At 59.4% G+C, this 26675-nt stretch carries 23 protein-coding genes and 1 pseudogene; 11 read left to right on the top strand and 13 right to left on the bottom strand.

The genetic code is table 11. From position 1 onward, the window contains the following. The first annotated feature begins 1 nt into the window (after position 1). Entirely contained in the window at positions 2-565 is a 564-nt protein-coding gene (locus GOW60_RS08405) for a hypothetical protein (RefSeq protein ID WP_171229206.1), read from the top strand. Between the two features lie 114 nt (positions 566-679). Here GOW60_RS08405 and GOW60_RS08400 read toward each other — a convergent pair whose 3' ends face one another. Beyond that, positions 680-1453, bottom strand: coding sequence for a FadR/GntR family transcriptional regulator (locus GOW60_RS08400; protein ID WP_152458933.1), 774 nt, complete (start codon positions 1451-1453; stop codon positions 680-682). A 334-nt stretch (positions 1454-1787) separates the two neighbouring features. Between GOW60_RS08400 and GOW60_RS08395 the strand changes: the two genes are divergently transcribed. From GOW60_RS08395 to dld, 4 genes are all read left to right on the top strand, one after another. After that, entirely contained in the window at positions 1788-2837 is a 1050-nt protein-coding gene (locus tag GOW60_RS08395) for a TRAP transporter substrate-binding protein (RefSeq protein WP_152458932.1), read from the top strand. 120 nt (positions 2838-2957) lie between these two features. Further along, a complete protein-coding gene (locus GOW60_RS08390) occupies positions 2958-5021 on the top strand; it encodes a TRAP transporter large permease subunit (RefSeq protein ID WP_171206297.1) in 2064 nt (687 codons plus the stop codon). Positions 5022-5033: 12 nt separating this feature from the next. Then, complete coding sequence (locus GOW60_RS08385) at positions 5034-6185, top strand: alpha-hydroxy acid oxidase (RefSeq protein ID WP_171228956.1); 1152 nt, start codon at positions 5034-5036, stop codon at positions 6183-6185. 18 nt (positions 6186-6203) lie between these two features. Continuing rightward, positions 6204-7883, top strand: a complete 1680-nt coding sequence (dld, locus tag GOW60_RS08380) for a D-lactate dehydrogenase (protein ID WP_171228955.1) — start codon at positions 6204-6206, stop codon at positions 7881-7883. A 754-nt stretch (positions 7884-8637) separates the two neighbouring features. On the opposite strand, the gene gph is transcribed toward dld, so the two are convergent. Then, positions 8638-9297 carry a phosphoglycolate phosphatase gene (gph, locus tag GOW60_RS08375; RefSeq protein ID WP_171228954.1) on the bottom strand — a complete coding sequence of 220 codons (660 nt, stop codon included), beginning with the start codon at positions 9295-9297 and terminating at the stop codon, positions 8638-8640. Between the two features lie 206 nt (positions 9298-9503). Here gph and hemP point away from each other — a divergent pair, with 206 nt between their 5' ends. Next, a complete protein-coding gene (gene hemP, locus GOW60_RS08370) occupies positions 9504-9671 on the top strand; it encodes a hemin uptake protein HemP (protein ID WP_083445319.1) in 168 nt (55 codons plus the stop codon). Continuing rightward, a complete protein-coding gene (locus GOW60_RS08365; protein ID WP_171228953.1) occupies positions 9668-10144 on the top strand; it encodes a hypothetical protein in 477 nt (158 codons plus the stop codon). The genes hemP and GOW60_RS08365 overlap by 4 nt, the downstream gene beginning before the upstream one ends. Before the next feature lie 50 nt (positions 10145-10194). On the opposite strand, the gene GOW60_RS08360 is transcribed toward GOW60_RS08365, so the two are convergent. The 8 genes and pseudogenes from GOW60_RS08360 to GOW60_RS08325 form a co-directional block, all read right to left on the bottom strand. Continuing rightward, positions 10195-13260, bottom strand: coding sequence for an aminotransferase class III-fold pyridoxal phosphate-dependent enzyme (locus tag GOW60_RS08360; protein WP_171228952.1), 3066 nt, complete (start codon positions 13258-13260; stop codon positions 10195-10197). Between the two features lie 103 nt (positions 13261-13363). Next, positions 13364-14242: pseudogene (locus tag GOW60_RS08355) on the bottom strand (NAD(P)-dependent oxidoreductase); the annotation flags it as partial. A 95-nt stretch (positions 14243-14337) separates the two neighbouring features. Beyond that, positions 14338-14727: a Cu(I)-responsive transcriptional regulator gene (gene cueR / locus GOW60_RS08350; protein ID WP_171228950.1), complete on the bottom strand. Its 390-nt coding sequence runs from the start codon at positions 14725-14727 to the stop codon at positions 14338-14340. After that, positions 14724-17192, bottom strand: coding sequence for a heavy metal translocating P-type ATPase (locus GOW60_RS08345; RefSeq protein WP_171228949.1), 2469 nt, complete (start codon positions 17190-17192; stop codon positions 14724-14726). Before GOW60_RS08345 ends, cueR begins: the two co-directional genes overlap by 4 nt. A 78-nt stretch (positions 17193-17270) precedes the next feature. Beyond that, positions 17271-18035, bottom strand: a complete 765-nt coding sequence (locus tag GOW60_RS08340) for an SDR family oxidoreductase (RefSeq protein WP_171228948.1) — start codon at positions 18033-18035, stop codon at positions 17271-17273. After that, positions 18032-18964 carry an SDR family oxidoreductase gene (locus tag GOW60_RS08335; protein ID WP_171228947.1) on the bottom strand — a complete coding sequence of 311 codons (933 nt, stop codon included), beginning with the start codon at positions 18962-18964 and terminating at the stop codon, positions 18032-18034. Before GOW60_RS08335 ends, GOW60_RS08340 begins: the two co-directional genes overlap by 4 nt. Further along, positions 18961-19863 carry a bile acid:sodium symporter family protein gene (locus GOW60_RS08330; RefSeq protein ID WP_171228946.1) on the bottom strand — a complete coding sequence of 301 codons (903 nt, stop codon included), beginning with the start codon at positions 19861-19863 and terminating at the stop codon, positions 18961-18963. The genes GOW60_RS08335 and GOW60_RS08330 overlap by 4 nt, the downstream gene beginning before the upstream one ends. Continuing rightward, entirely contained in the window at positions 19860-21176 is a 1317-nt protein-coding gene (locus GOW60_RS08325; RefSeq protein WP_171228945.1) for an NAD(P)/FAD-dependent oxidoreductase, read from the bottom strand. The genes GOW60_RS08330 and GOW60_RS08325 overlap by 4 nt, the downstream gene beginning before the upstream one ends. 65 nt (positions 21177-21241) lie before the next feature. On the opposite strand from GOW60_RS08325, the gene GOW60_RS08320 reads away from it, so the two are divergent. Both GOW60_RS08320 and GOW60_RS08315 read left to right on the top strand, forming a co-directional pair. Next, the gene (locus GOW60_RS08320) at positions 21242-21901 is read left to right on the top strand and encodes a TetR/AcrR family transcriptional regulator (protein ID WP_171228944.1); all 660 of its coding nucleotides are present in this window, start codon (positions 21242-21244) and stop codon (positions 21899-21901) included. Between the two features lie 256 nt (positions 21902-22157). After that, positions 22158-22853 carry a THxN family PEP-CTERM protein gene (locus GOW60_RS08315; RefSeq protein ID WP_171168837.1) on the top strand — a complete coding sequence of 232 codons (696 nt, stop codon included), beginning with the start codon at positions 22158-22160 and terminating at the stop codon, positions 22851-22853. A gap of 175 nt (positions 22854-23028) precedes the next feature. On the opposite strand, the gene GOW60_RS08310 is transcribed toward GOW60_RS08315, so the two are convergent. From GOW60_RS08310 to GOW60_RS08300, 3 genes are read right to left on the bottom strand one after another with little or no spacing between them, the layout of a single operon-like run. Next, entirely contained in the window at positions 23029-23190 is a 162-nt protein-coding gene (locus tag GOW60_RS08310) for a hypothetical protein (RefSeq protein WP_171228943.1), read from the bottom strand. A gap of 50 nt (positions 23191-23240) precedes the next feature. Further along, positions 23241-23861, bottom strand: a complete 621-nt coding sequence (locus GOW60_RS08305) for a pyridoxamine 5'-phosphate oxidase family protein (RefSeq protein WP_171228942.1) — start codon at positions 23859-23861, stop codon at positions 23241-23243. A 12-nt stretch (positions 23862-23873) separates the two neighbouring features. Then, on the bottom strand, positions 23874-24338 hold the full coding sequence (locus tag GOW60_RS08300) for a nuclear transport factor 2 family protein (protein ID WP_171228941.1): 465 nt from the start codon (positions 24336-24338) through the stop codon (positions 23874-23876). Between the two features lie 293 nt (positions 24339-24631). Here GOW60_RS08300 and GOW60_RS08295 point away from each other — a divergent pair, with 293 nt between their 5' ends. Further along, positions 24632-25195: a TetR/AcrR family transcriptional regulator gene (locus GOW60_RS08295; RefSeq protein WP_171228940.1), complete on the top strand. Its 564-nt coding sequence runs from the start codon at positions 24632-24634 to the stop codon at positions 25193-25195. A 139-nt stretch (positions 25196-25334) separates the two neighbouring features. Continuing rightward, positions 25335-26492 carry an acyl-CoA dehydrogenase family protein gene (locus tag GOW60_RS08290; protein ID WP_171228939.1) on the top strand — a complete coding sequence of 386 codons (1158 nt, stop codon included), beginning with the start codon at positions 25335-25337 and terminating at the stop codon, positions 26490-26492. Positions 26493-26675: the final 183 nt, after the last annotated feature.

The raw sequence follows: 26675 nt of genomic DNA, 5'->3' as shown, positions 1-26675 counted from the left end.
GATGCGAACCTGTGCTGCAACGTTTTTACTGATCGCGTGTTCATGCTCGGCCATGGCCGAGACATGCCCCACGGCTCCGGATCATATCGAAGGTGTGGATGCGCTGATCAAGCAGGTCCAAAAGGCGCAATCGCAAAGCGACGCCCGGGTCATCTCGAATAAAATGTGGGAACTTTGGACAGACGCGCCGGATGCCCGGTCGCAGACATTGCTGGATCGGGGAATGGCGCGACGAGAGGCGTGGGATTTGTCGGGCGCATTGGACGATTTCAACCAACTTGTCGAATATTGCCCGGATTACGCCGAAGGCTACAATCAGCGGGCTTTCGTAAACTATCTGAGGCAGGATTTTGACGCGGCATTGCGCGACCTGAATGTCACGATCGAAATGTCGCCAAACCATATCGGTGCGCTGAGTGGGCGAGCTTTGTCCCTGATGGGGTTGAGACGCCTGGAAGACGCGCGTGCAGCACTGTCCGAGGCGCTTGAGCTCAACCCGTGGCTGTCCGAGCGGGCCTTGTTGGAGCCAGGCGGCCTTCTGGAGCCGCCCGGAGAAGATATCTGACAGCCGGATCGGGCAAGTTTGGACGCCGGGCGCAAATCGCCAAACAGGTGCCTTTCGCGGCCACCTCGGGGACTTTGGCCCCGTAATCAGAAGGGCAAATGGGAGGCAAAGCCGTCAGCGTGACAGTATCCGGCGCTTTTCGGCCATAGCTTCGCGTCGCCGCTGTTCGATCCCGAGTTTGAATGATTCTTCAACAAAGTCGATGTGATCCTTTGCCGCTTTTTCGGCCCGCTTCTCATCCCCTTCGATCACCGCGCGACCAAGTTCGAGATGTTGTTGCAGCAGCTTTTCGCCGGTCCCGTCAATCGTGCGCAAGAAGTCGCGATTGTAGAAAACGCCCTTGCGGGTGAGTTCGTAGATCGACGCCATCATGTGGATCAGGGTCGCGTTCTGGCTGGCATCCACAATCGCGGAATGCAGCGCAAAGTCCGCCTCTTGCGAAGCCTTGGCGTCCTGCTCCTGCCAGGCACGCTCGTTTTCATCAAGGATCTCGGAAATCCGTTCCTTGTCTGCTTTGGTGGCGCGACGTGCGGCAAGCCGGGCCGCGAAACCTTCCTGCTCGCGGCGATACTCCAGATAGTCGAAGAAAGCCGGCTCGTGGCGTTCGTACAAAGCAAGAAGCGCGGGCATCATGGCTTGTCCGGTCAGGGCCGCGACGAATGTCCCCTCACCGTGTTGCGTTGTGACCAGCCCGCGTTCTTCCAGCACCTGAAGGGCCTCGCGCAACTTCGGGCGCGACACGCGCAACATCTCGGCCAGATCGCGCTCGGAAGGCAGTTTTCGGCCCTGCTTCAGGATGCCCGAAGCGATCAGGTCCTCGACCTGTGAAACCACCGCATCAGCCAGCGATTCGTGTCCAACCGGTTCAAAAATCGCCGTGGTGTTCATGAGATGCTGCCCCGTGTGACGCTAAAATAACAAGAATAACTGGTAAATAGAGATAACCATATCCGTTCAAATTTCAAGCGCGAGGCTATTCTTCCCGGACGTGAAGTACGTGTCTGTTTCTGAATGATTTTTGGAGAATCTGTTGTTCTTTGAGGCAGTCTTATCGGGATTTTGCAGGGCTTGTAGAAGGCGAGATTCCAGTTTCGGTTAGCGCCAGTGGTAAACAAAGTTATTGACTGGTTTAAGCTGGTAAAGTTAGTTTACCACCGGAGCGGCGCTGGAAGAGCCTGCGCCACTGATCGGAGAAAACCCGACCAACCCTGGAGGAGATTTCATGAAGAAGACCCTGACAAGCCTGGCCGTGGCCGCCAGCCTGCTGGCGGCACCCGCAGTTGCGGCGGACAAGCTGCTGCTGAAAACACCGATTGCCTTTTCGACCGAACTGCCGGGCCTGGGTTCGCCTATTCCACGTGTGGCTGATCAGCTGGAACTGATGTCCGGCGGCACGCTGAAGATGAAGGTGTACGAGCCGGGAAAACTGGTGCCGCCCTTCGAAATTCTGGACGCCGTGTCCACCGGCAAGATCAACTCGGGTTACACCACGGCCGGTTACTGGGCCGGAAAAATCCCGGCTGCGCCGCTGTTCTCGGCCGTGCCGTTCGGCCCCGAGGCGGGCGAATACATGGCTTGGCTGTATTATGGCAACGGCATGACCCTGTATCAGGAGATGTATGATCAGGCCGGTTACAACGTCAAAGTACTGCCCTGTGCCATCATCGCGCCGGAAACCTCGGGCTGGTTCGCGTCCGAAATCAATTCGCCCGAGGACCTGAACGGGCTGAAGATGCGTTTCTTTGGTCTGGGCGGCAAGGTGATGCAAAAACTGGGTGTGGCGACCTCGCTGCTGCCAGGTGGCGAGATCTTCCCCGCATTGGAAAAAGGCGCGATTGACGCGACCGAGTTTTCAATGCCTGCCATCGACGCGCGCCTGGGCTTCCACAAGCTGGTCAAGTTCAACTATTTCCCCGGCTGGCATCAGCAGGCGACCGTGTTTGAACTGCTGATCAACAAGGACGTCTGGAACGAAACCAGCGATCAGCACAAGGCAATCATCGAAAGCGCCTGCAAGGCTTCGATGGCGGACAGCTTTGCCGAAGGCGAAGCCATCCAGCACGCGGCCCTGATCGACAACGTTGAAAACAACGGCGTCACCATCAAGCAGTGGTCGCCCGAGATGCTGGATACCTTCCGCGCGACCTGGGAAGAGGTTGCCGCAGAAGAAGCCGCCAATGATGCCTTCTTTGCCAAGGTTCTGGCCGACATGAACGAATTCCGTGACGGCTATAACCTCTGGAAGACGAACGCCTTCCTCCCGCGTCAGTAATCTCTCCCTCACTGACGTTGCCGGGGCGGCCCGATCCGCCGCTCCGGTTCCTGCTTTTCGATCTTCGGACTTTCTAACCTTTCACTACCCGTATTCCGGGTTGCTGAGCGAGGAATGACCATGACCACCCAAAAGAACCTCAACGATCCGGTCGAAGCCTATGAAGGTATCCTGGAACACCCCGATTCCGACCGCCAGAAAATCGCCGTCGCGATCGACGCCGGGGTCAAGGCTGTGGGTCATGTCGTCATGTGGGCCAATGTCCTGCTGATGGGCGCGATCTTCGCACAGGTCTCGCTGCGCTACCTGTTCAGCCAGAACTACCCGAAACTGGATGAGATCCAGTGGCATTTCTATGGAATCGTCACGATGATCGGCATCTCGTATGCCCTGATCACCGACAGCCATGTGCGTGTGGACGTCCTGCATATGCAGCTTTCGCGCCGCGCGCAGCGGATCATCGAGGTGATCGGCATCCTGACCCTGCTGACCCCGTTCATCTATCTGATGGTCGATCAGGGCTATGATTATTTCTACGAAAGCTTCCGCGTCAACGAACGCTCGGACAGCCCAACCGGCCTGCCTGCGCGTTGGGCTTTCAAGGCGGTGATTCCGATCAGCTTTGTGCTGTTGGCGCTGGCCGCGTTGGCACGGTTGATCCATGACGGGCACGCGCTGATCTACGGGCCGGCCTCGGAACGTGAAGGCGCGCCGCTGCGCCGTATTCTTCTGGTGCTGGCGGTATTCGCCGCCGTCTGCGTCGGCCTGACCTTCCTGGTCGAAACGACAGAGGAAAAGCTGGTCATCGCGATGTTCCTGACCTTCATCGCGCTTTTGTTCACCGGCTACCCGGTGGCGTGGGTGCTGGCCGGTGTCGGCGTCGCCTATTGCGGTCTGGCCTATCTGTTCGACAATGATCTGATGCTGTGGACAGGGCTGGAAAGCACCTTTACCGGGCTTGATTACCTGACCTTGGGCGCGGTGGTGAACCGGGTCTACGCGACCATGTCCAACGCGGTTCTGGTCGCCCTGCCGATGTTCATCTTCATGGGGCTGATGCTGGACGAATCCGGAGTGGCCGAACGTCTGATGTCTTCGATGCAGCGCCTTTTCGGGACGGTGCGCGGAGGGCTGGCCATCACCGTGACCCTGATCGGGATCATTCTGGCGGCCTCGACCGGCATCATTGGTGCCTCGGTTGTACTGCTGGGCGTGCTGTCGCTGCCGTCGATGATGCAGCAAAAGTACCAGCCGACGCTGGCTGCGGGCGTGGTTTCGGCCTCGGGGACATTGGGCATTCTGATCCCGCCCTCGATCATGCTGGTGATCATGGCCGACCAGATGGCCTTGTCCGTCGGTGACCTGTTCATGGCCGCGGTTTTCCCGGGCGTGATCATCGGCGCCTTGTATCTGACCTACATCTTCATTCTGGCTCTGGTTAAACGCGACGCGGCCCCCGTACCCGAAGGCGCGAAAGCCCCCGACTGGGCAGCCGTGAAGGACGTGCTGATCGCCGTCATCCCGACGCTGATGCTGATCCTTGCCGTGCTGGGGTCGATCTTTGCCGGTCTGACCACGCCAACCGAAGCGTCCGGCATCGGTGCCTTGGGTGCGACCCTGCTGGCGCTGGGCTATCGCAAGCTGACCTTTGCCAAGCTGTGGAACGTGTTGGTGTCGACCTTCAACACCACCGCCTATATCTTTGCGATCTTCCTCGGCGCGACTGTGTTTTCCTATGTCCTGCGCGAACTGGGCGGGGATGAGCTGATCGAACATGTGGTGCAATCCACCGGCTTTGGTGCCAACGGGACAATTCTGTTCATCCTGTTCATCGTCTTCCTGCTGGGCTTCGTACTGGACTGGATCGAGATCACGCTGATCGTGCTGCCCCTGATGCGTCCCATCGTGAACGGTCTGGGCATCGACATCCCCGGCTTTGGCGTACTGGATGAACCGGCGCTGGTCTGGTTCGTGATCCTGGTTGCGGTGACGCTGCAAACCAGCTTCCTGACGCCGCCTGTGGGCTTTGCCTTGTTCTATCTCAAAGGTGTTTGCCCGCCCGAGATCAAGCTGACGCATATCTATAAGGGCATCATCCCATTTGTCCTGCTGCAATTGACCGGATTGGCGCTAGTGTTTCTGTGGCCGACCCTTGCCACCTGGTTGCCGTCGGTCGCCTACTAAGGAGCTTATCGGATGCGCCTGAGCCAATGTCATAACTTCCACGACTTCCGGCGGCTGGCCAAGCAACGACTGCCGGGGCCGATCTTCAATTACATCGACGGTGGCGCGGATGATGAGGTGACGTACCAGGAAAACACCAAGGCGTTCGAACGCTGCGATCTGTTGCCTTCGGTCCTGCGTGGGGTTTCGGACGTGGACATGTCCGTCACTGTGATGGGGCAGAAACTGGACATGCCGGTCTATTGCTCACCCACCGCGTTGCAACGCCTGTTCCACCATCAGGGTGAGCGCGCCGTCGCGGCGGCGGCCGAGAAATACGGCACCATGTTCGGAGTTTCCTCTCTGGGAACCGTCTCGCTGGAGGAGCTGCGCCAAAAACACAAGAACCCGCAGGTCTATCAATTCTACTTTCACAAGGATCGCGGGTTGAACGCCGCCATGATGCAGCGTGCCAAAGAGGCCGGTGTCGAGGTCATGATGCTGACCGTCGACAGCATCACCGGCGGCAACCGCGAGCGTGATCTGCGCACGGGGTTCTCGATCCCGTTCCGCTTGACGCTGGGCGGCATGATACAGTTTGCGATCAAGCCGATGTGGGGCATCAACTATGTCACCCATGAAAAGTTCCGGCTGCCTCAGCTTGAAGAACATGTGGATATGGGCGGTGGGGCCAGCTCGATCGGCGGGTATTTCACCGATATGCTCGATCCGTCGATGAACTGGGATGACGTGGCGCAGATGGTGCGCGACTGGGATGGTCAATTCTGCCTGAAGGGGATCATGACCGTCGAGGATGCCAAACGAGCGGCCGGGATCGGTTGCACCGGCATCATCCTGTCGAACCACGGTGGCCGCCAACTGGACGGATCGCGCACGCCGTTCGATCAACTGGCCGAGATTGTCGATGCCGTCGGCGACAAGCTGGACGTGATGATGGACAGCGGCATTCAGCGTGGCACCCATGTGCTTAAGGCGCTGTCGATCGGGGCCAAAGCCGTGGGTATCGGGCGGCACTACCTGTATCCTCTGGCTGCCGCGGGGCAGGCTGGGGTCGAACGGGCCCTTGGGCTGATACGTGCCGAGATCGAGCGCGACATGAAGCTGATGGGTGTCACCAGTGTTGGCCAGCTCAGCCGCGAAAATATTCGTTTCCGCAATCCCTAACCCGAAACGGGGGCCGATATGACCAATGACGCGTTGATCAAACATTTCCGCTCTATCGTCGGTACGCGTCACGTGCTGATTGGAGAGCGCGCGACAGAGCGCTTTCGGCGCGGTTTCCGCTCGGGCGAGGGTGAGGCGCTCTGCGTCGTTCAGCCGGGGACCCTGCTGGAGCAATGGAAGATCCTGCAAGCCTGCGTTGCAGCCGACAAGATCGTCATCATGCAGGCGGCCAATACGGGCCTGACCGAAGGGTCTACGCCGTCCGGCACCTATGACCGTGACGTAGTTCTGATCAACACGCGCCGGATGGATACTCTGGTGCCCTTGAACGACGCAGAGCAGATCGTCAGCTTTCCGGGCGCCACGCTTTTTGCGTTGGAAAAACTGTTGGCCCCGTTCGGACGCGAGCCGCATTCGGTGATCGGTTCGTCCTGCATCGGCGCGTCGATCGTGGGTGGGGTATGCAACAATTCCGGCGGTTCTCTGGTAGAGCGCGGTCCGGTTTACACAGAACTTTCCGTCTATGCGCAAATCACCGAACAGGGTGAATTGGAACTGGTCAACCATCTGGGCATCGATCTGGGCAGCACGCCGGAAGAGATCCTTGCAAACCTCGATGCAGGGAAATTTGAACGCAATCCCGGGGCAACCAACAAACGCGCGTCGGCCAGCGACTACGCACAGATCGTGCGGGATGTGAATGCGGAAACGCCTGCGCGGTTCAATGCGGACAAGGCCAAGCTTTTCGAATCTTCAGGCTCGGCCGGGAAGCTGGCCGTTTTTGCCGTGCGCCTTGACACCTTTCCCAAGAACGAGGTCGAGAAGGTGTTCTATGTGGGCACCAACAATCCCGACGATCTGGCGGACCTGCGGCGCCACATATTGTCAGAGTTCAAATCGCTGCCGGTTTCGGCCGAATACATGCATCGCGAAGCGTTCGATATTGCAGCACGCTATGGCAAGGACACGGTCGTGATGATCGACAAGCTTGGCACGGACCGTCTGCCGATGTTCTTTGCGATGAAAGGCGCCGTGGATGCCCGCCTGCGGCGCGTTCCGTTTTTGCGAAATTTCACCGATCGTTTCATGCAGGCAGCAATAGCTTTGTGGCCCCGTGTCCTGCCCGAACGGATGACGGATTTTCGCGACAAGTACGAACATCACCTGATCCTGAAAATGAAGGATGAAGGTGTGTCCGAGGCCGCTGAGTGGTTGCCGCGATTTCTGAATGGCCGGGATGGCGGATTTTTCGAATGTGATGCGCGCGAGGCCAGGATCGCAGGCCTTCATCGTTTTGCGGCGGCAGGCGCGGCGGTGCGTTACATGGCGATCCATTCGGACGACGTCGAAGATATCATCGCACTGGACGTCGCACTGCGTCGCAACGACCAGGACTGGCTGGAGAAGCTACCGCCTGAGATCGAAGACCAGTTGGTTCACAAACTCTATTACGGGCACTTTATGTGCCACGTGATGCATCAAGACTACATAGTCAAAAAAGGGGCTGACCCAAAAGCTCTGAAGGCCGCAATGTTGAAACTGTTTGACGAACGCGGCGCGGAATACCCTGCTGAACACAACGTGGGGCACCTTTACAAGGCCAAGCCCGACCTGGCGGCACACTACAAATGCTGTGACCCGACCAACTCGTTCAATCCCGGTATCGGCAAAATGTCCAAGGCGAAGAACTACCAATAGCCGGTTTTCCTGCGCGGCAGGTTGCTGTGAAAACGGCCGACAGATTCGTCGGGTTCTGATGAAAAGGGTGTTGGTGCCCGACAGCCTGATATCCTGAGCGCAACCCCGCAAGCATCTGCCGCGCAGAAGGCTGACAGAACCGATTGAACGTCGCGTGTCAGGTGTAGGGAAGATTCGGACGGCGCAGTCGGGGTCGTAGAAATCGGCAGAGAATATCGCGTTGAGACGTGGAATTCAGCCGCGTATGGCACAGATCGTTCGGTTTTGAGTATCACACACACGCATTTGCCGGGCTGTCCGGGATCTGAACCGGCGGGTTCATGCGGTCAATTGACAGAGCGCCTTTGTGTTCAGGCAATTTCAGGGCCGCGTGATTTCTGACAGGTTTTCCTAGGGTTACCCTTGGCTTGCAATCGGCTTGCAGATCACCCCTGCGAAGCTGCGGGCCGGAAGCCTGTCTTGCATGCGAAAATTTGCAGATGACCGGGTCCGGAAAAACGCCATTTATCCCTTATTTTTCGCATTTTTTGGGGAACTACGGGAAACCCCCAATTTCGCGCCGCGACAAACAGGGGTAAACATAACTTACCGTACTTACCACACAAACACACACGGTATTAACTTTCCCCGATGAGGGGCTGGCCACACCCCCTCGGCCGGCCCCTCTTAACTTTTGGGGGGCATGGCAGTCGGGGTCAGTGGCCATGCGGATCGTTACGGGCGTCGAAGGGCGCGATGATCTTTGCGCCCGGCGTCAGCTTTTGATCAATTCGGCGACGAGGGCGGGCAAATCTTGTGATGCGCCATAGGCCACGGTGTGTGGAATTTCGGCGACCGGTGTTTTCCGGTATCCTTCTGTAAACAGCAAAAACGGGATCTTCGCACGCGCAGCCGTTTCCGCGTCAACTTCGCTGTCGCCGACGAACAGACGCGTGCCGGACGTCTGAAGCGCATCGAAGCTTGCGAACAGATGGTTGGGGTCCGGTTTTCGCGTCGAAAGGCTGTCGCCACCCAGAACCGCGTCGAAATACCGGGACAGGTTCAGTGCCTCCAGCACATGCCGCGCCGGTGTTTCGGGTTTGTTGGTGCAGACGCCCAGAACGCATCCCATTTGCTGCAATTTGGCCAGTGCCTCTGGGATGCCGGGGTAGGGAACAGTCGTTTCGCTGGCCGCGGAATTGTAGTGTTTGAAGGTCAGTTGGGTCAGTTCCGCGTGGCGATCCAGCGGCAGCCCGCAATGCCGGATCATGCGTTCGACCAGCTTGGGTAAACCGTTGCCAACGAATCCTTTGATGATATCCGTCGCCAATGGATCATGCCCAACGTCGTTCAGCGTGCGGTTGGCCGCCGCCGCCAGATCGCCCAGGCTGTCCACCAGCGTTCCGTCAAGATCGAATACAACTGCTGCGGTCATGTTTGCTTGCCCTTCATCGCCCGACCCAAGACCTAACCCGCCCTGTACCGGGGGGCAATCGCCTGTTTCAAAACAATGCTTGACAATCCTTACTAAAATAATCAGATTAAGCGACAGGAACAGAAAGCCAGCCCTTTCGGGGTCAGCCAAATCAATTGAAACGCGATAGATATGGCACCATGCCGAAACGCTCTGGAGATGTCCCGATGAACGTACAGAACCCGACCCCAACCCAAGGTTACGCTGTCTCGATGCTTCCCGCGCACAAGGCCGAGGATCTGACCAAGGGCGGCAACCTGGCCCATATAGAGCTTGGCGATCAACTCTACACCCTGCGCATCACCCGTGCAGGCAAACTGATCCTGACGAAATGAGCGCGCCTTTCAAGCGCGGCGGCGCAGCGGTTGGCCGCCTTGCCGATCTCGATCCCATCGAAGCGGGTGCCGTGATGTATCTGCGGATGTGGAGCGAAGGCGAGGGCGGTCGTGCCGACGCTGCCAGCGATTTCCAAGTCGCGCTGGGCGCGGATTGCGGGCGTGCGGCAATGCTGACTTTGGATCGCTTGTGCTCGCTATGCGCCACCCATGGCCGCCGCCCCCTGATCCGGCATGGTCTTGGATGTGCGTGCCTTGGCGCGGATGAGAATTGCTTTGCACAGATGATCGCGGCAGCGTCCGAAGGGGCGCGTGAAGATGCGATGATGCTGGCGTCTTTGATCGTACGTCCGGATTTTGCCCCCGCGCTGGCATCCCTGTCGGAAGAACTGGGGCTGACTCTCAGACGTATGACCGCAGGTTTCAAAATGCCGACCACCGGCCACCAGACCCCCTCTGCCGTGCTCCACTGACCCTGTGTGTGAAACGGTTGAACCCCGGCGATGCGCCGGGGTTTTTTCGTTCAGCAGCACCCGCATCCGGCATGGTGATGGTCATGATCGCACACAAGGGCAGGGGTAAAGTCGCCCACCTCGGACAACACATCCCGCAGCGCCCACAGGATCATGTCAACATCCTCGGCTTCGATGGTCAGGGGCGGGCGGATCTTCAGGATGTTGTCCTTGGGTCCCTCGCTGCCGATCAGGATGCGATGATCGCGCATCCGGTTTTTGACATAGCTGCAAATCTCGGTGCCTTCGCTTCCGTCGGGGTTGATCAGTTCCACGCCGAGAAACAGCCCCATACCCCGCACGTCGCCAACGCAACCAAAGTCGGTTTCGATCTGGCGCAGCCCCGCCATCAGCCGATCCCCCATCAGGCGGGCATTGTCCTGCAAGCCTTCGTCATCGACGATATCCAGCACCTCTTTGCCGATCCGGCAGGACAGGGTCGAGCCGCCAAAGGTCGAAAAGAACTCGATCCCGTTGTTGAAGCTGTCCGCGATCTCGCGGGTTGTCACCAGCACGCCCAGCGGGTGCCCGTTGCCGATTGGCTTGCCCATCACCACGATATCCGGAACCGCGCCCTGGTGTTCGAAGCCAAAATAGTATTCACCCAGACGTCCCAGACCTGTCTGCACCTCATCGGCGATGCAAACGCCCCCGGCAGCCCGGATTTTTTCGTAAACCGCAGGCAGATAGCCTTTGGGTGGAATGATCTGGCCGCCGACCGACGGGAAGGTTTCCGCGATGAACCCGGCCACGCCCTGCCCTCGATCCCGAAGGGCGGCAATCGCCGGATCGACAAGATCAGCAAATTTCTGTGCCCGGTCCGCATCGTCACGCCTGAATGACCCGCGATAGTCATCGGCAACCTCGACCAGTTCAACCCAGTCGGCTTTCCCGATGCCGCCCGGTTTGTTGAATTTGTAGGCCGAGATCGCCACCGCAGCGTTCGTGTTCCCGTGATAGCCGTGATCCGGCGTCACGATCCCCTTTGCGCCGGTATGGGCGCGGGCCAGCCGCAGGGCCAGTTCGTTTGCCTCGGTGCCCGAGTTGACGAAAAAGCAGACCTGTAGGTGATCCGGCATCTTCGACAGGATCTTGTCGGCAAATTCCACCTGTGCCGGATGCAGATAGCGGGTGTTCGAATTCATCCGCTTCAGCTGATCCGCCGCCACGGCCTGAATGCGTGGATGCGCGTGCCCCACATGCGGCACGTTGTTGTAGGCATCCAGATAGGGGCGTCCCCGTTCGTCGAACAGGTGATGCTTCCAGCCGCGCACCAGCATGACCGGGTCGTCATAGGTCAGGGACAGGTTGCCCCCGAAAAGCGCCCGCCGTTTGTGCAGGATGTCCGCTTTGTCAGTGGGGTGATAGAACACCTTGTCATCCGGTAGGTTCAGCAACGCCGCCGGGTTCGGGCAGACCGCGTGCCACAGCTCCAGTTCGTCCGGGTCTCCGACACCGGGCCAATCCGCTTCCATGCCATCGGTGGTCAGGGCCAGCTGGAAATGCACATGCGGGGCCCATCCGCCATTCTGGTCGGCATCGCCCAACCGCGCAAACGCGGCACCCTGTGCCACCGGGTCGCCGGGTTTCAGCCGGTCACAGCATTCCGGATCCAGATGGCCATAGAGCGTATAGAACGGGTCGCCTTCGGGCGTTTCGTGATGCAGGATGATCACCCCGCCGTAATCAAGGTGCTGGTCGCGGTTTTCGACCACTTCGACCCGCCCGCTCATCGGTGCATGCAGAACCGTCCCGGCAGGCGCGAACACATCCACGGCCAGATGAACCGTCCGCCTGTCCGAGGCTTTCCACGGGCCCTTGCGAAACCCCGGCTCGGCATAGATCAGGCGGGGCTCGTTATAGTAACCCAGCCACAGGTCCTGCCCGTATTCCTCGCCAACGCGCGCGGCCTCGGCCAAAGGCATGTGGAATGGGTCTTGGGGCCAGACGCAGTTTTCGACCGAAAGCGAGCCCATGGGCACACCGCCCAGGTCCTGGCCGAACATGTCGGCAAAATGTCCCCGGTGTTCCTGAAGATAGGTGCGGATGCGTTCAGCCCCATCAACCACGGGCAAGCCGCAAGCCGCCCGCAACCGCGCCGACATCAGCCCGCCATTGACTGACGTGTTCTCAAGGAACCGCCAAGCGGGCGCCTGAGAGATTGTCACATAGGGATCATCCGGATTCTCGGCCGCCATCAGTGTCGAGTTGACGACCGACACGGCCAGCCGCATCCTCAGCAACGGCCAGATCAGGTCAACCTCATCCGCCCGCAGCCGGTTGGCCGCGTGATAGCCCTTTACCAACGCAGCCAGCGCCCGTTCCGGCTTGGGGTGATCCAGCACGACATACGCGCCGGCAATCGCCAGATCGCAGATGCGCGGCGCGGCGCACATGTCGCCCAGATCGATCAGGCCCGAAATCCGCCGCCGCTCGCTCAGTTCTCCTTCGACCAGAATGTTGTAGTCATTGGCGTCATTGTGTATGGCCTGTTTCGGCAGGTCCGCAAGGGCGCCTGAGATTTCGGCAAACCCCTCACAGATTTCCGTCAGCAGTGCCCGCCGCGCGGGGTCAGGGATCGCGTTTAACTTGTCAGCAATCCAGCCCGCCTGCATCAGGTCCCATTTGAAACCGGCCTGGTGCAACCCTTCATGCTCAAACCCTTCCAGGGCCCGGTTGGTTGCCCCCAATACGCGGCCCAGTTTCAGGATCAGCTCTTCGGATTTTGGGGCGGCCTTCGCGTAACATTGGCCGGGCAGGCACTCCAACAGCCAAACCAGCCTGCGCTGTCCTTCAGAATCGGCAATCTCGGGCAGCATTTCGCCGGTCAGATCAGGGAATACCTTGGGAAACGGCAACCCCGGTGCCTCAGAAGCGATATGCGCCAGCGCCTTGATTTGCAGATCAACCAGATCCGCATCGCATCCGGTCCGCATGACCTTCAGCACATAATCCTGACCATTGGTGGCGTGCACCAGAAAGTTCAGATCATATTCACCATCCAACCGCGTCAAACGGGCGTCCAACCCCCAGAGCCGCCGCAGCGCGGCCGTCCAAAAAGCACTCAAATCGTCCATTCCCGTCTCCGCTCCGATCGCGCCGGAGCCCTCTTCATCTGGCCAAAAATATCCTCGGGGGGAATCGCGCCTTGGCGCGATGGGGGGCAGACAGCCCCCCGCGTTACCCCATGGCCCGCAGGCGCTTGATCAAAGACGAGGTGTCCCAGCGGCCACCACCCAGTTTCTGAACATCCTTGTAAAACTGATCGACCAGAGCGGTGACAGGCAGGGACGCACCGGTTTCATTGGCGGTATCCAGACAGATACCCAGATCCTTGCGCATCCAGTCGACGGCAAAGCCATGTTCGAACTGATCATCCAGCATGGTCTCATACCGGTTTGCCATCTGCCAGCTGCCCGCCGCGCCCTGGCTGATCACCTCGACCACGGCCCTTCCGTCCAGCCCGGCCTTCTCGGCGAAGTGCAACGCTTCGCTCAGGCCCTGAACCAACCCTGCGATGGCGATCTGATTGCACATCTTGGTCATCTGGCCCGCGCCGCTGTCCCCGATGCGGCGGCAGATCTTCGCATAGACCTGCATCACCGGTTCCGCCGCATCATACGCCGCCTGATCTCCGCCGCACATGATCGACAGAACACCGTTTTCGGCGCCTGCCTGGCCGCCCGAGATCGGCGCGTCCACGAAGGCGATACCCTGTGATTGGCCGGCAGCGTACAATTCCCGCGTGACCTTTGCAGAAACCGTGGTGTGGTCGACGAAAACAGACCCGTTGGACATGCCGCGAAATGCGCCGTCCTCGCCCGTGCAAACCATGCGCAGATCATCGTCATTGCCGACGCAGGCCATCACGAACTCGGCGCCTTCAGCCGCGTCTTTCGGGGTGGCCGCCTTCGATCCGCCATGCTGCTTTACCCAAGCTTCGGCCTTGGCAGCCGTGCGGTTGTAGACGGTGACGTCATGACCTGCGGCCTGAAGATGCCCAGCCATGGGATAGCCCATGACGCCCAGGCCAAGGAACGCGACTTTTGCCATTTTGAGATCCTCTCCGCTGTTCGGTCGGCTTCAGCGGTGCGTGCCTGGCCGAAATGTTTGGCGAAGACAAAGCAAAGCTGCGTCCAAAGGGCAACCCCAAGTCAGCCCTTCCCGCCCAGATCCTGCAGGATCGGGCAGTCCGGTCTGTCATCCCCGGCGCAGGCGTCGATCAGGTGGCTCAGCGTCTCGCGCATCGCATTCAGATCGGCGATCTTGGCTTCGATCTGCGCCAGATGATCCCGCGCGACCTGTTTCACATCTGCGCTGGCGCGGGTTTCATCCTCGTAGAGCGCCAGCAATGTCCGGCAATCCCCGATGGTGAACCCCAGAGCCCGGGAACGGCCCAGAAAGTTCAGCTTGTGCACATCCTGATCGCGAAATCGGCGATAGCCGTTGTCGTCGCGCAGCGGTTTGATCAGATCGATGTCTTCATAGTACCGGATCGTCTTTGCAGGCAGGCCGGTGCGGGCGGACACATCTCCGATATTCATGCGGGCACCTCCTTGGCAGGCGGGATCGGGGTTTCCGGCACGCTGGCTTGAACGCGACGCAGACGCAGCGCGTTCGAGACGACAAAGACGCTCGAAAGCGCCATCGCACCCGCGGCCAGCGCCGGAGACAACAGATGGCCTCCGAACGGGTACAGCGCACCAGCGGCGACCGGGATCAGCAGGACATTGTAACCGAATGCCCATCCCAGGTTCTGGCGAATGTTCCGCATCGTTCTGCGGCTGATCTCGGTTGCATTTGCAACCCCGCGCAGATCGCCGGACATCAGAACGACATCAGCCGTTTCGATGGCCACATCGGTGCCCGTTCCGATGGCGATGCCGATGTCAGCCGTTGCTAGCGCCGGGGCGTCGTTTATGCCGTCGCCGACGAAGGCCAGCGTTCCGAACTGGTCCCGCAAGGCGGTGATCGCATCCACCTTGCCGTCGGGCAGCACTTCGGCGGTGACGTGATCGATCCCCAGCCGGTCAGCCAAGGCCTGCGCGGTGCGCGCGTTGTCTCCGGTGACCATGGCCACGGTCAGACCCATTTGGTGGAGCCGCTCCAGCGCCTCTTCTGTGCCGGGTTTGACCGGGTCGGACACAGACAACGTGGCTGCGGCCTGCCCATCCAATGCGACGAACAATGGTGTAGCCCCTTCGGCGGCGCGGGCCTCTGCCTCGCTTGCGAGGGGGCCAAGGTCGATCCCGCGTTGTTGCATAAGCCGGTGCGACCCGATCAACACGTTTCGGCCTTCAACCAGCCCCTGCATGCCAAGCCCGGTAAGCGACAGGACGTCCGTCGCCTGTGGCAGCGTCGCAGGCCCGGCCCGGGTGATCGCCGAAGCGATCGGGTGTTCCGACCGCGCCTCGAGGGCGGCGGCCAGCCGCACGACCTCATCCCTGTCAAACCCGTTCGCCGTCAAAACACTGACCAGTTCCGGACGGCCCAGTGTCAGGGTCCCGGTCTTGTCCAGCGCGATGACGCGTGCCTGCTGAAGCTGTTGCAGGGCATCGCCCTTGCGGAACAGAACCCCCAGTTCGGCCGCTCGCCCGGTGCCGACCATGATCGAGGTCGGCGTGGCCAGCCCCATGGCACAAGGGCAGGCTATGATCAGTACCGAAACACCAGCGACAAGCGCCAGCGGCAGGGCCGGTCTTGGGCCGAAAATCAGCCAGGCTGCGACGGTGATCATGGCGACCAGGATGACCGCCGGGACAAAGCGATATGTAATCCGATCGACCAGGCCCTGGATCGGCAGCTTTGCCCCCTGCGCCTGCTGTACCATGCGGATGACCTGCGCCAGCACGGTGTCACCCCCGACGCGCGTCGCACGAACCCGCAAGGCGCCGGTGCCATTCACGGTTCCCCCGACAACCGCTGCACCGGCTGATTTGCCAACCGGTATCGGCTCGCCCGTGATCATGCTTTCATCCACGTAAGAAGTGCCCTCGAGCACTTCGGCATCCACCGGCACACGTTCGCCCGGGCGGATGTGCAGGATGTCACCCACCGCAATCTCGGCGATAGGACGGTCTTCTATCCGGCCATCGACTTCGATCCGCGCGCTTTTGGGCTGAAGGCCCGCCAGTTTACGGATCGCGGCCCCGGTTTTGCCCTTGGCGCGCGCCTCCATCAGCCGGCCAAGAAGGATCAGAACGACAATCACGGCCGCCGCCTCGTAGTAGACGTTGGCAGTTCCCATCGGTAATGCGCCGGGGGCGAATGTGGCCACGACCGAATACAGATAGGCCGCACCGGTTCCCAGCGCGACCAGCGCGTTCATATCCGGCGTGCCCCTCAGCAACGACGGGATGCCCTTGCGATAGAACACGCGACCGGGTCCCAGCAACAGGGCCGTTGTCAGGGCGAACTGAATCAACTGGCTGGTCTGCTTGCCGATGGTGGCGTGTACCCAATGGTGGAAGGCGGGGATCATGTGCCCGCCCATCTCAAGAATGAACACGGGCAGGGCAAGAGCGGCCGCCAGCAAAGTGGCCCGGGTCAGCCCTGCTGTTTCAGTGTCTGTGCGGTCTTCGGGTGTCGAAGCGGCTTGAAGCCGCGCCGTGTATCCGGTGTCGGTGACCACCTGTGCCAGCGCCTGTGGCGTCGTTGTCCCAACAGCGTAAGTCACCGCGGCAGTTTGTGTCGCCAGATTGACCTGCGCTTCGATCACACCGGGGCTGGCCTTCAGCGCGCGCTCGATCTTGGCCACGCACGAGGCGCAGTTCATACCTTCAATGATCAGATCAGCCCGGCTGGTCTCGGCCGGATACCCTGCCGCGTCCAATGCCTTGGTCAGCGCCGAAACCGGCCCGTCAAAAGCCACCTGTGCGGACTTGGTTGCAAAGTTGACCGAGGCCGTTTCCACCCCGGGCACATCACGCAGCGCCTCTTCAACGCGTCCCACGCAGGATGCGCATCCCATGCCCGTGATTTTCAGCTCTGTCAGTGCTTTTTGCGCCATGCGACTCGCCCATGAAGTTTCCTTACTCACCAGATGGGGGTTCCAGTGACAGGAAGGTCAAGGGCCTGGGGCAGTTTTTTAATGCCCCGAGCCGCGCACGTTTCGTTCCATCATGCGCTGATAGAGGCGCGGTGACAGACGGTTGAGCCACCAGGACAGGCGCGCCACGCGGCCAACCGGGATCATGGGCTGCGATTTGTCCAGCCCGCGCAGGATCGTTTCGGCGGCGGCCTCGGGGCTCATCTCGTCCATCCCGTCCTTCGCCGATCCGGGCCGCGCTGTGCCATCCGCCTGCTCTTGTGCGTTGCCGGGGTTGGTGGCCACAAAGGACGGCGCAGCGATCAGAACCTCAACGCCATGAGGGGCTTCTTCCGAGCGCAGCGATTTGAAGAACCCCTCCAGCGCGTGTTTCGAGGCAGCATAGGCCGTCCGATGGTAAAGCGGTGCAAACCCGGCCACCGATGAGATGGCCAGATGTGTCCCCTTTGACGCCCGAACCGGGTGCAAGAACACGCGGGCCATTTCAACGGCCGCAAAATAGTTGATGTCAAACAGAGTTCGGTGGCTGGCCGCGTCGGATTTTTCAAAGCCCCGGATTTGCGTGACGCCGGCGTTGTAGATGACCAGATCGATACTGTCGCTGGTCGCGATCACCTTTTGGGTTGCTCTGGCAAGCTGGTCGGGATCCGCCAGGTCGCAGCCAACAGGCAACTGGTTCGGCCCGGTGTCCAGACCTGAAACATCGAGATCCAGCAGCACCACTCGCCACCCGCGACTTTGTAGAGCATGGCTGAGGGCCCGCCCCAAACCGCCCGCCCCGCCGGATATGACAGCCGTCTTCATAGCCCCGCCTGTTTTTGCCAGAGCGAGAATACCTGCGCACTGGTTTTTTCCGGAGTGTAACCGAAGTCGGATTTCAGGGCGGTGTTGTCCAGAACCGGTCGATATTGCAGAAATCGCACCTGTTCCGGCCCATAGCGGGACAGACCCAGCGGACGCGCAGCGGCCAAAGCCGATTTCAGCGCCCAAGCGGGCAGGCGCAGAACCGGTTTCCCCATGGCGCGGGCCAGATCGGTCACGCCCATCGCGCCGTCCCCGGCGACGTTGTAAACGCCAACCGGCCCGTCGGTTGCCGCGCGCTTCAGGATGCGTGCCAGATCATGCGTCCAAATGAACACAAACGGGCTTTCGCTGCCGACCACGGCCAGCAGGCGGGGTTTGTGAAACAGGGCGGTGATCTGGTTTTCGGACCCGGCCCCCAGAACCGTGCCCACGCGCAGCACGACCTGTTCCAGATCGGGAGCGGTTTTGCGAACCTCGGCCAGCATCTCTTCGACCTGCCTCTTGTGATCGGAATACGGGAACTCTGGGTTGCCACGCAGCGGATCACCCTCGCGCAGGGGCACGGGGTTGTCCGGGTGATAGCCATAGGCCGCACCCGAGGATGTGACCACCAATCTTCGTACTCCGTTGGCAAGGGCCGCGTTCACCACCTTGCGGGTGCCCTCGACATCAACCGCATATGCCGCCGCCCGTTCCATTTTGGGCGGTGGCGTCACGATGGAGGCCAGATGCACAATGACGTCAGGCTTCACTTTGCAGATCACGCGCGCGGGCGCGTCGGTCGTTACATCCAAGGGCAGATAGTGGACGTTTTCCGGCATGCTGATGGGGCGTTTGATATCCGTTGCAAAAACATCGTGCCCCTTGAGTTCGGGCAACAGTGCCTGCCCGACCATACCGGCGGCGCCCGTGATGAGGATACGGCTCATCGCGCGGCCTCGGTTCGGGCCATGACCGACGCCAGGGCAATCCCCGAGATCGCGTGCCAGATGCCCCAGAATGCGGCCACGACGGCCATGCCGCCCAGCCCGTGGAAAAAGGCAAAGATCAGCACCAGCCCAAGGCCGGAATTCTGAATGCCGGTTTCGATGGTGATGGCGCGGCGATCGAAAGGGGACAGCCGGGTCAGAGTGGCCACAACCCAACCGCCCCCCAGCGCCAGGGCATTGTGAAGGATCACAAGCCCGGCAACAGCCCCGGCAAAGCTAAGGAAGAACCCCCAGTTCGCGCCCAGGGCAAGTAAGATGAAAGCCGTAAAAATACCCATCGACAGGTATTGCAGCGGCGCACGCAATCGTGCGGTCAGGGCCGGGCGGCGCTGGTTCAGTGCGATGCCCAGGACCAGAGGCAGGATCAGCATCAACCCGACAAGGATTGCGATTTGCACCGGGTCAATCTGGGTCTGTTGCAGGATCGCGCGTGTCGGCGGATACAGCCCGCCCCAAAGCGCAATGTTGAAGGGCGTCATGAAAATCGCGCCAATGGTGGCAAAGGCGGTCATCGACACCGACAGCGCCGCATTGCCACCGGCGCGGTGCGTAATGAAGTTCGAGATATTGCCCCCCGGACAGGCTGCGACAAGGATCAGCCCAAGCGCAATTGACGGTCGCGGGGCCGTCACCCACACAAGCGCAAAAGTCAGCGCCGGCAGGACCAGGAATTGGGAAACCAGCCCGACGATCACTGGCTTGGGCGCGCGTCTGAGGCGATCAAAATCCCTTGGTGTCAGATCGATCGCAATCGAGAACATCACGATCGCCAGTATCGCATTCAACAGCGTCAGAGAGGCCGGGCTGAAGTTCAGCGTAATTTCGTCGATACCACTCATACCGTGGCTTTCCGCAGCCGTTCGATCCACCCGGTGACAGCCTTTCTGTAGGTGGCCTTGTCGACGTAGTAAGCCATTCGCGGCAGATCGATATAGCTCATGCCTCCGGTGGCGCGCTTATAGTCTTTTTGCTTTTCGGATTTCAGATCGGCCGCCACCGGGCAGCCCTTTTGAAGACCCTTGATATAGCGCGCCACCATTTCGGCCTGCTCGTGCCTGCCTTGCCAGCCCAGACCCGTGGCCTCGACCATGCCCAGCACAAAAAGATCGTCCCGTTCGGGGTGCATCGCGTTCAGGTACAGATGTGGGGCATCGCCCTGCCAGTTCAGCAGGCCCCGGTCGATGAAAGGATAGTGCAGCTTGTATCCGGTCGCGGCGAGAATCATGTCATACTCTGCGCGCGTGCCGTCCTTGAAATGCACGGTTTTGCCTTCCAGGCGGTCGATATCGGGGCGAATGCGCAGGTCGCCATGGCCCGCGTGATACAGGACCAGCGAATTGACCACCGGGTGGCTTTCGTAAAGCTGGTAATCGGGCTTGGGAAAGCCGTATTTCTGCGGATCACCGACAAACCAACTGAGGATGAGGCTGTCCACCTTGCGCTTCAACCACATGGGCAGGCGGATCTTGCCGCCCATCGTGTCGGCCGGTTTGCCGAAAACGTATTTCGGCACGAAGTAATAGCCGCGCCGCATCGACAGATCGCAGCGTTCTGCGTGATGGATAGCGTCAACCGCAATGTCACAGCCGGAATTGCCCGCGCCCACGACCAACACGCGCTTGCCGTCGAACTGACTGGGGTACCGATATTGCGAGGCATGGATCAACTCGCCGTCAAACGTGCCGGGAAAGCTGGGCATATTCGGTTCCGACAAGGTGCCGTTTGCAATCAGAACCCCTGCGAATTCGGCCTGATGCTCACCTTCGGCGTCCCGCCAGCCAACACGCCAACCGTCACCGGATTTGCCAAGCGGAGTGATCCGTGTGACTTCTGCATTGAACCTATAGGTTTCACGCAGGCCGAAACGATCGGCAAAGGCCCGGAAATAGTTGCGCATCGCCCGGTGCGAGGGGTACTCGGCCACCGCCTCATCCATCGGGAAATCCTCGAATTCGGTCATGCGTTTTGAAGAGATCAAATGCGCCGATTCATACATGGTTGATCTGGGGGCATCGATATCCCACAGACCGCCCACATCCGAATGCAATTCGAACCCCTGAAAGGCGATGCCCTGTTCCTTGAGCACCTTGGCTGCGGCCAAACCCATCGGCCCCGCCCCGATCAGGGCGAATGCGTTGCGCGTCTGTGTCATGAACCCTCCCGAAGTTCGTGACGCTTAACTTGAACGAACGACCAAAATAAGGCAAGATGAAATTCATGAGTCCAAAAAACATCGAAAAACCAAGGCAAAGAGCACCGTCCAAGCGATCGCTTGAAACCAAGGCGCGGATCATGGATGCGGCTGAAACCGTCTTTGCCGAACGGGGATTCGAGGGTGCGTCGATCCGGGATATCGCGGCCTTGGCGGGGGTTCAGATTGGTCTTGTGCACCATCATGGTGGTGGCAAGGAGGAGTTGTTTTACAAAACCGTGGCGCGGCGCGCGGACGCGTTGGCGCAGCTTCGGATCGACGCGTTGAACAGGGCCAAGGCCGTCGCTCCGCTGACGCTTCACAGCATTCTGGATAGCTTTATTCGCCCCTATGTGGACCTGGCAGAAACGGGTGGGCCCGGATGGATGGCATATGGGCGGTTGGTGGCCCACGTATCGGTTGACCCCAGGTGGCGCGATATCGCAGCGGAATGTTTCGACCCTACCGCCCAGCTGTTCATCACCGAGATCGCCACGCTTTACCCGGATGTCGATCCTGCGGTTTTGGCAAGTGGCCAGGTTTACTCGGTCTCGGCGATGCTGGCCCATCTCAACAGCGGATGGCGGGTCAAAGCCCTGTCGCAGGGCGGTGACGTATCAGGCATGGAACGTCTGGTGGACTTTTGCGCTGCCGGTATCGAAGCAATGGTACGATCCAACCGTTGATGAACCATCACGCGGCGCCCGGTTGCGTGTTCAATCGTTCAGTTGGCGCCTTGTATCCGAAGTATCTGTTTCCAAAAGTTGGACAATTGGCGCAGACCAGATGATTGTGTCCTTTTTGACGCTCTTCGGGGCGTCATTCGCCTTGATTGAGGTGAAAACGTGGCGTCAATGTGGCGCGTGAGCTAGGAATATGATCCTGTTGTGCTACTCTGTCCCAGAGTGGTTTGTAACGAGTATTCATACGTAAGGTGGGCACATGACATTCATACGAAACATAGCTGCGATCGCTGTTGCAGGTGTGATGACTGCAAGCGGTGCTTCGGCGCTGACCATTTCCAGCATCTCGCCCTCTTGGCAAAACGTAAATCCAAGTTCCGGCGTTACTGAAAGCACCTCTGGTTCTACGATATCTCTTCGCTGGGGAAGTGGCAGCAGCTCGAGTGGTTACGATTTCACGCCAACTGGCACGCCAATTTCAGGTCTGATGCCTGGAACTGCTTTTGCTCTGGGTCAGTTCTCGCATCTGAATTTCCCGATCACGGGAACAACCCTAAGCTCCGTCGACCTTCTTGTTGACATATTGATCAGCGGTGGCCCTTTGGTGTCTTCGTCGTTTGCCCTGACGCATAACGAGACATTGAATCGTCCAACGAACTGCCCGGCGGATTCGACCCCTTGTGATGACATCGTGACCATTACCAACAATTTGGGCTCTCAGAGCTTTAATTTTCGTGGACAGAATTATGTGTTCTCGGTCCTCGGGTTCTCTCAGGACGGCGGCAGCACCATTTCGAACGGCTTCAGCACAACGGAAAACATGCAAAACGTCGCAACGCTGTATGGGGAATACACGGTAGCCCCCGTGCCGCTGCCCGCAGCTGGCTGGCTGCTTCTTGGCGGCATCAGTGGTCTGTTTGTGATGGGGCGCCGGAAAAAGCGCAGCACGGCCTGATCTGGCTTTACATGCTCTCACCATTCTTGGTGGTGAGAGCAGACCTGGAACCGGGCCGCTCTTTGGCCAGGTTCTTCAGTCTTTCAGCCTATGCGCCCCGTGGGCCCGAGTTGATGGCATTGGCCTGAAACGACAAGCGCGCTTGCCGGGTTCCTGCCGCAGTGACGCTCGGTCATCATTCTTGCTGCAAATGTTCGAACAAAATCTTGCTGAATACCGATGGCGGCGATGTTCGTACCGCACTGGGGGAAGCGAAAAAACCGAACATGATGATCAGAATGATCAGGGCAGTACCGGCAAGGCAAGCCGCCGAGAGGTGAAAGACCGAGCGAACCATTGCGACACTCCCTTCTCTTGAAATCCGTAAATTCTGTGAGGGCTGAAACGTCAACCTGACTTTGCCAATTGCTGTTTCAGCCTTTGGTTTTCCGCCTGCAACTCTGCCAACTGCTGCCCCAGCCTGTTCAGATGAGGGCGCAACTCTGCTTCGGTGAACCGCGGCGTGATGTGGCTTGGGCAGTTCCAGTCCAATGCCTCGACGCGGATGATCACGGCCCGTTCGGCCGGTCCCTCGGCCTCTTCCGGGTAAAGGGTGGCGGCCGCTGTTTCGCCTTCCGTGAACTCTACGCGCCCAAGGATCTTAAGGCGGCGTCGGTTGGCGTAATCCATCAGGATCATTGCAATACGATCATTGCCGTCCAGATTCCCGCGCGAGATATACTGTTTATTGCCCGAAAAATCCGCATATCCGATGGTCTGAGGGCCAAGTACCTTCAGAAACCCTGTCGGCCCGCCCCGATATTGCACATAGGGCCAGCCGGTCTCGGACACGGTGGATTGATAGAACCCGTCCCGCGCCTGAATGAACTCTTTCTCGGTGTCTCCGATCAGATGGCCTTGCCGCGGGCCACCTGCAATGAACTTGGCATAGGTTCTGGCCGATCCCATCCTTTCTTGATGGGCGCGCACAGCGGGTGTGAAGGTCAGTTTGGAAAAAGCGCGGGGCATTGGAAAATCCTTTCAAAGACCCAGTTTGGACAACCCGGGGTGGTCATGAGGGCGTTCGCCCAAGGGCCAATGGAACAGCCTGTCATCTTCGGCTATCGGAAGATCGTTGAGCGAGGCATAGCGATGTGACATGCGCCCGTCATCGGCGAATTCCCAGTTTTCATTGCCATAGGATCGGAACCACTGACCGCTGTCGTCGCGCCATTCATAGGCATAGCGTACGGCAATGCGATTTCCGGCAAAGGCCCACAGTTCCTTGATCAGACGATAATCCAGTTCCTTCCGCCATTTGCGGGTCAGAAAGGCGTGGATGTCGGCGTGGCCGGACAGGAATTCAGCCCGATTCCGCCATTGACTGTCATCCGTATAGGCGGGCGTTACGCGGTCGGGATCGCGACTGTTCCAGGCATCTTCCGCCGCGCGCACTTTTTGAGCGGCAGTTTCCAACGTGAAGGGGGGCAAGGGGGGTCTGGACATTTCGCAAAAGGCTTTCAGGTGAGGGAGGCGGCAAGAAGAGCCATGGTCAGAAGGAAGGGGACGTACTGAGGTGGAAAAATGCTGGCGCGACGTTTCATCGGTCAAATCCTCGGGTGTACAGATCGGTTAACTTGCAAATAAGGTGTACCGATCTGTAAACTTTTGCAAGTGTAAATTTCATGGTGAGACAGGGCGCCTGGTAAAGCTATTTCAAAACAATGCTTTGGCCTGGGGTCATTGTACTTCACGCTTCATGATAATATGTACAGAACGGTACACCATGGAGCCGAATCATGCGCCCAAACAAACGGGATGAGTTGGTCAGCAAGGCCCTGAAGGTCTTTTACCGCGACGGGTTTCACGCAACCGGCATGGACAAGCTGGTTGTGGAAACAGGCGTGTCCAAGACGTCGATGTACAAGCATTTCCGCACCAAGGAAGACCTGATCGTCGCCGCGCTGCGCTTGCGGGATGAGAACTTTCGCAACTGGTTCTTTCAGCGCATCGACGAGATGGCGGAAACTCCGGCCGATCAGATCATCGTCAGTTTCGATGCCCTGAAAGAGTGGTTCGAAGAGGACGGGTTCCGGGGCTGCATGTTCATCAAGGCCGGGGCCGAGTATCAGGACAAGGATCACCCTATCCATGTACAGGCCGCCGAACACAAACAGCTTTTGCTGGAACACTTCACGGCCATAGCCCAACAGGCCGGCGCGCATGATCCGCAGAAGCTTGCGAGCCAGATCGTGTTGTTGCAGGAAGGAGCAATCGTTTCCGCCGTTCTGCTCAAGAACTGCGATCCGGCGGAAGACGCCAAGGATGCGGCCAGGCACCTTTTGGCCAAAGCACTGGCTTAACCCCGCCCGTCAAAAGGTATTCTCTGACATCGCAGGCCGAGACGTTGCGTTGTTCCTCAAAGGGACGCGGCGTCACAAGGATTGGCGTGAACCGAACACGGCGCTAGCCTTTCCCGAAAGACCGATTGGAGGGCGTACAATGTCACTTTTCACTTCGACTGCGGCATGGGTCACTGATGAACACCGCATGTTCGCGGATATGGCGGGTCGGTTCATGGATGACGAACTGTCGCCCAATATCGAAACCTGGGTTGAAAACGGTGTTGTGGATCGCGATTTCTGGCGCAAGGCCGGCGAAACCGGGCTGATGGCGGGTGCGATCCCCGAAGAATATGGCGGTGTCGGCGGCGGCATGGGTTTTGACGCCATCACGGCCTACGAACAGGGCGCGCGGGGTGATGCGGGTTGGGGCTATGGCATTCAGTCGATCGTGACCCACTATCTCACCGCTTATGGCAGCGAAGATCAGAAGAAGAAGTGGTTGCCCAAACTGGCGTCGGGTGAATTGGTCGGTGCGCTGGCAATGACCGAACCCAGCACCGGTTCGGACGTGCAGGCGGTGCGGACGACGGCCGAGAAGGACGGCAACTCCTACCGGTTGAACGGGTCCAAAATCTTCATCACGAACGGACAGACTGCGGATCTGATCATCGTGGCCGCCAAGACCGACAAGACCGCCGGCGCACGCGGCGTTTCGTTGATCGTGGTGGAAACCGACGGGTGTGAAGGTTTTCGCAGGGGGCGGAACCTCAAGAAACTGGGCATGAAGGGCAATGACACTGCCGAGCTGTTTTTCGAAGATGTCAAAGTGCCGATGACAAACCTGTTGGGCCCCGAGGAAGGGCAGGGTTTCTATCAGCTGATGAAACAGCTGCCGTGGGAACGGCTGAATATCGCGATCATGGCGCTGGGCGCGATCGATTTCGCCATCGGTGAAACCGTGAAATACGTGCAGGAACGCAAAGCCTTCGGGCAGCGGGTGATGGATTTTCAGAATACCCGGTTCAAACTGGCGGAATGCAAGACCAAGGCCGAGGTTCTGCGTAGTTTCATCAATGATTGTATCGGGAAACTGGAAGCAGGCGAGTTGGACGCGGCGACTGCTTCGATGGCAAAATACTGGGGATCCGAGGTGCAGAATGAGATCATGCATGAATGCCTGCAACTGTTCGGCGGTTACGGGTTCATGATGGAATACCCGATTGCGCGTCTTTACGCGGATGCCAGGGTGCAGATGATCTATGGCGGCACCAACGAGGTCATGAAAGAGCTGATCGCGCGATCGCTCGACGTCTGAGCCCACCACGCGGGCCCTCCCGCCCGTCGTCATCATTCCTGACGGAATGACTCCTCCGGTTGGGCCCGGCAGGCCCGGGCAAAGCCCGGGCCTGCCGGGCCTGTTTCGTTGTCGCAGCACGGGTCAAAAGGCCGCTTGCAAAGGGGGGGTGTCGGTATGATGATCCGCCGACAAGACTCAGAG

This window comes from Ruegeria sp. HKCCA4008 (assembly GCF_013033125.1).
In the GTDB taxonomy this organism is placed as follows: domain Bacteria; phylum Pseudomonadota; class Alphaproteobacteria; order Rhodobacterales; family Rhodobacteraceae; genus Ruegeria.
This window is presented reverse-complemented; position numbering and strand designations above follow the sequence as displayed.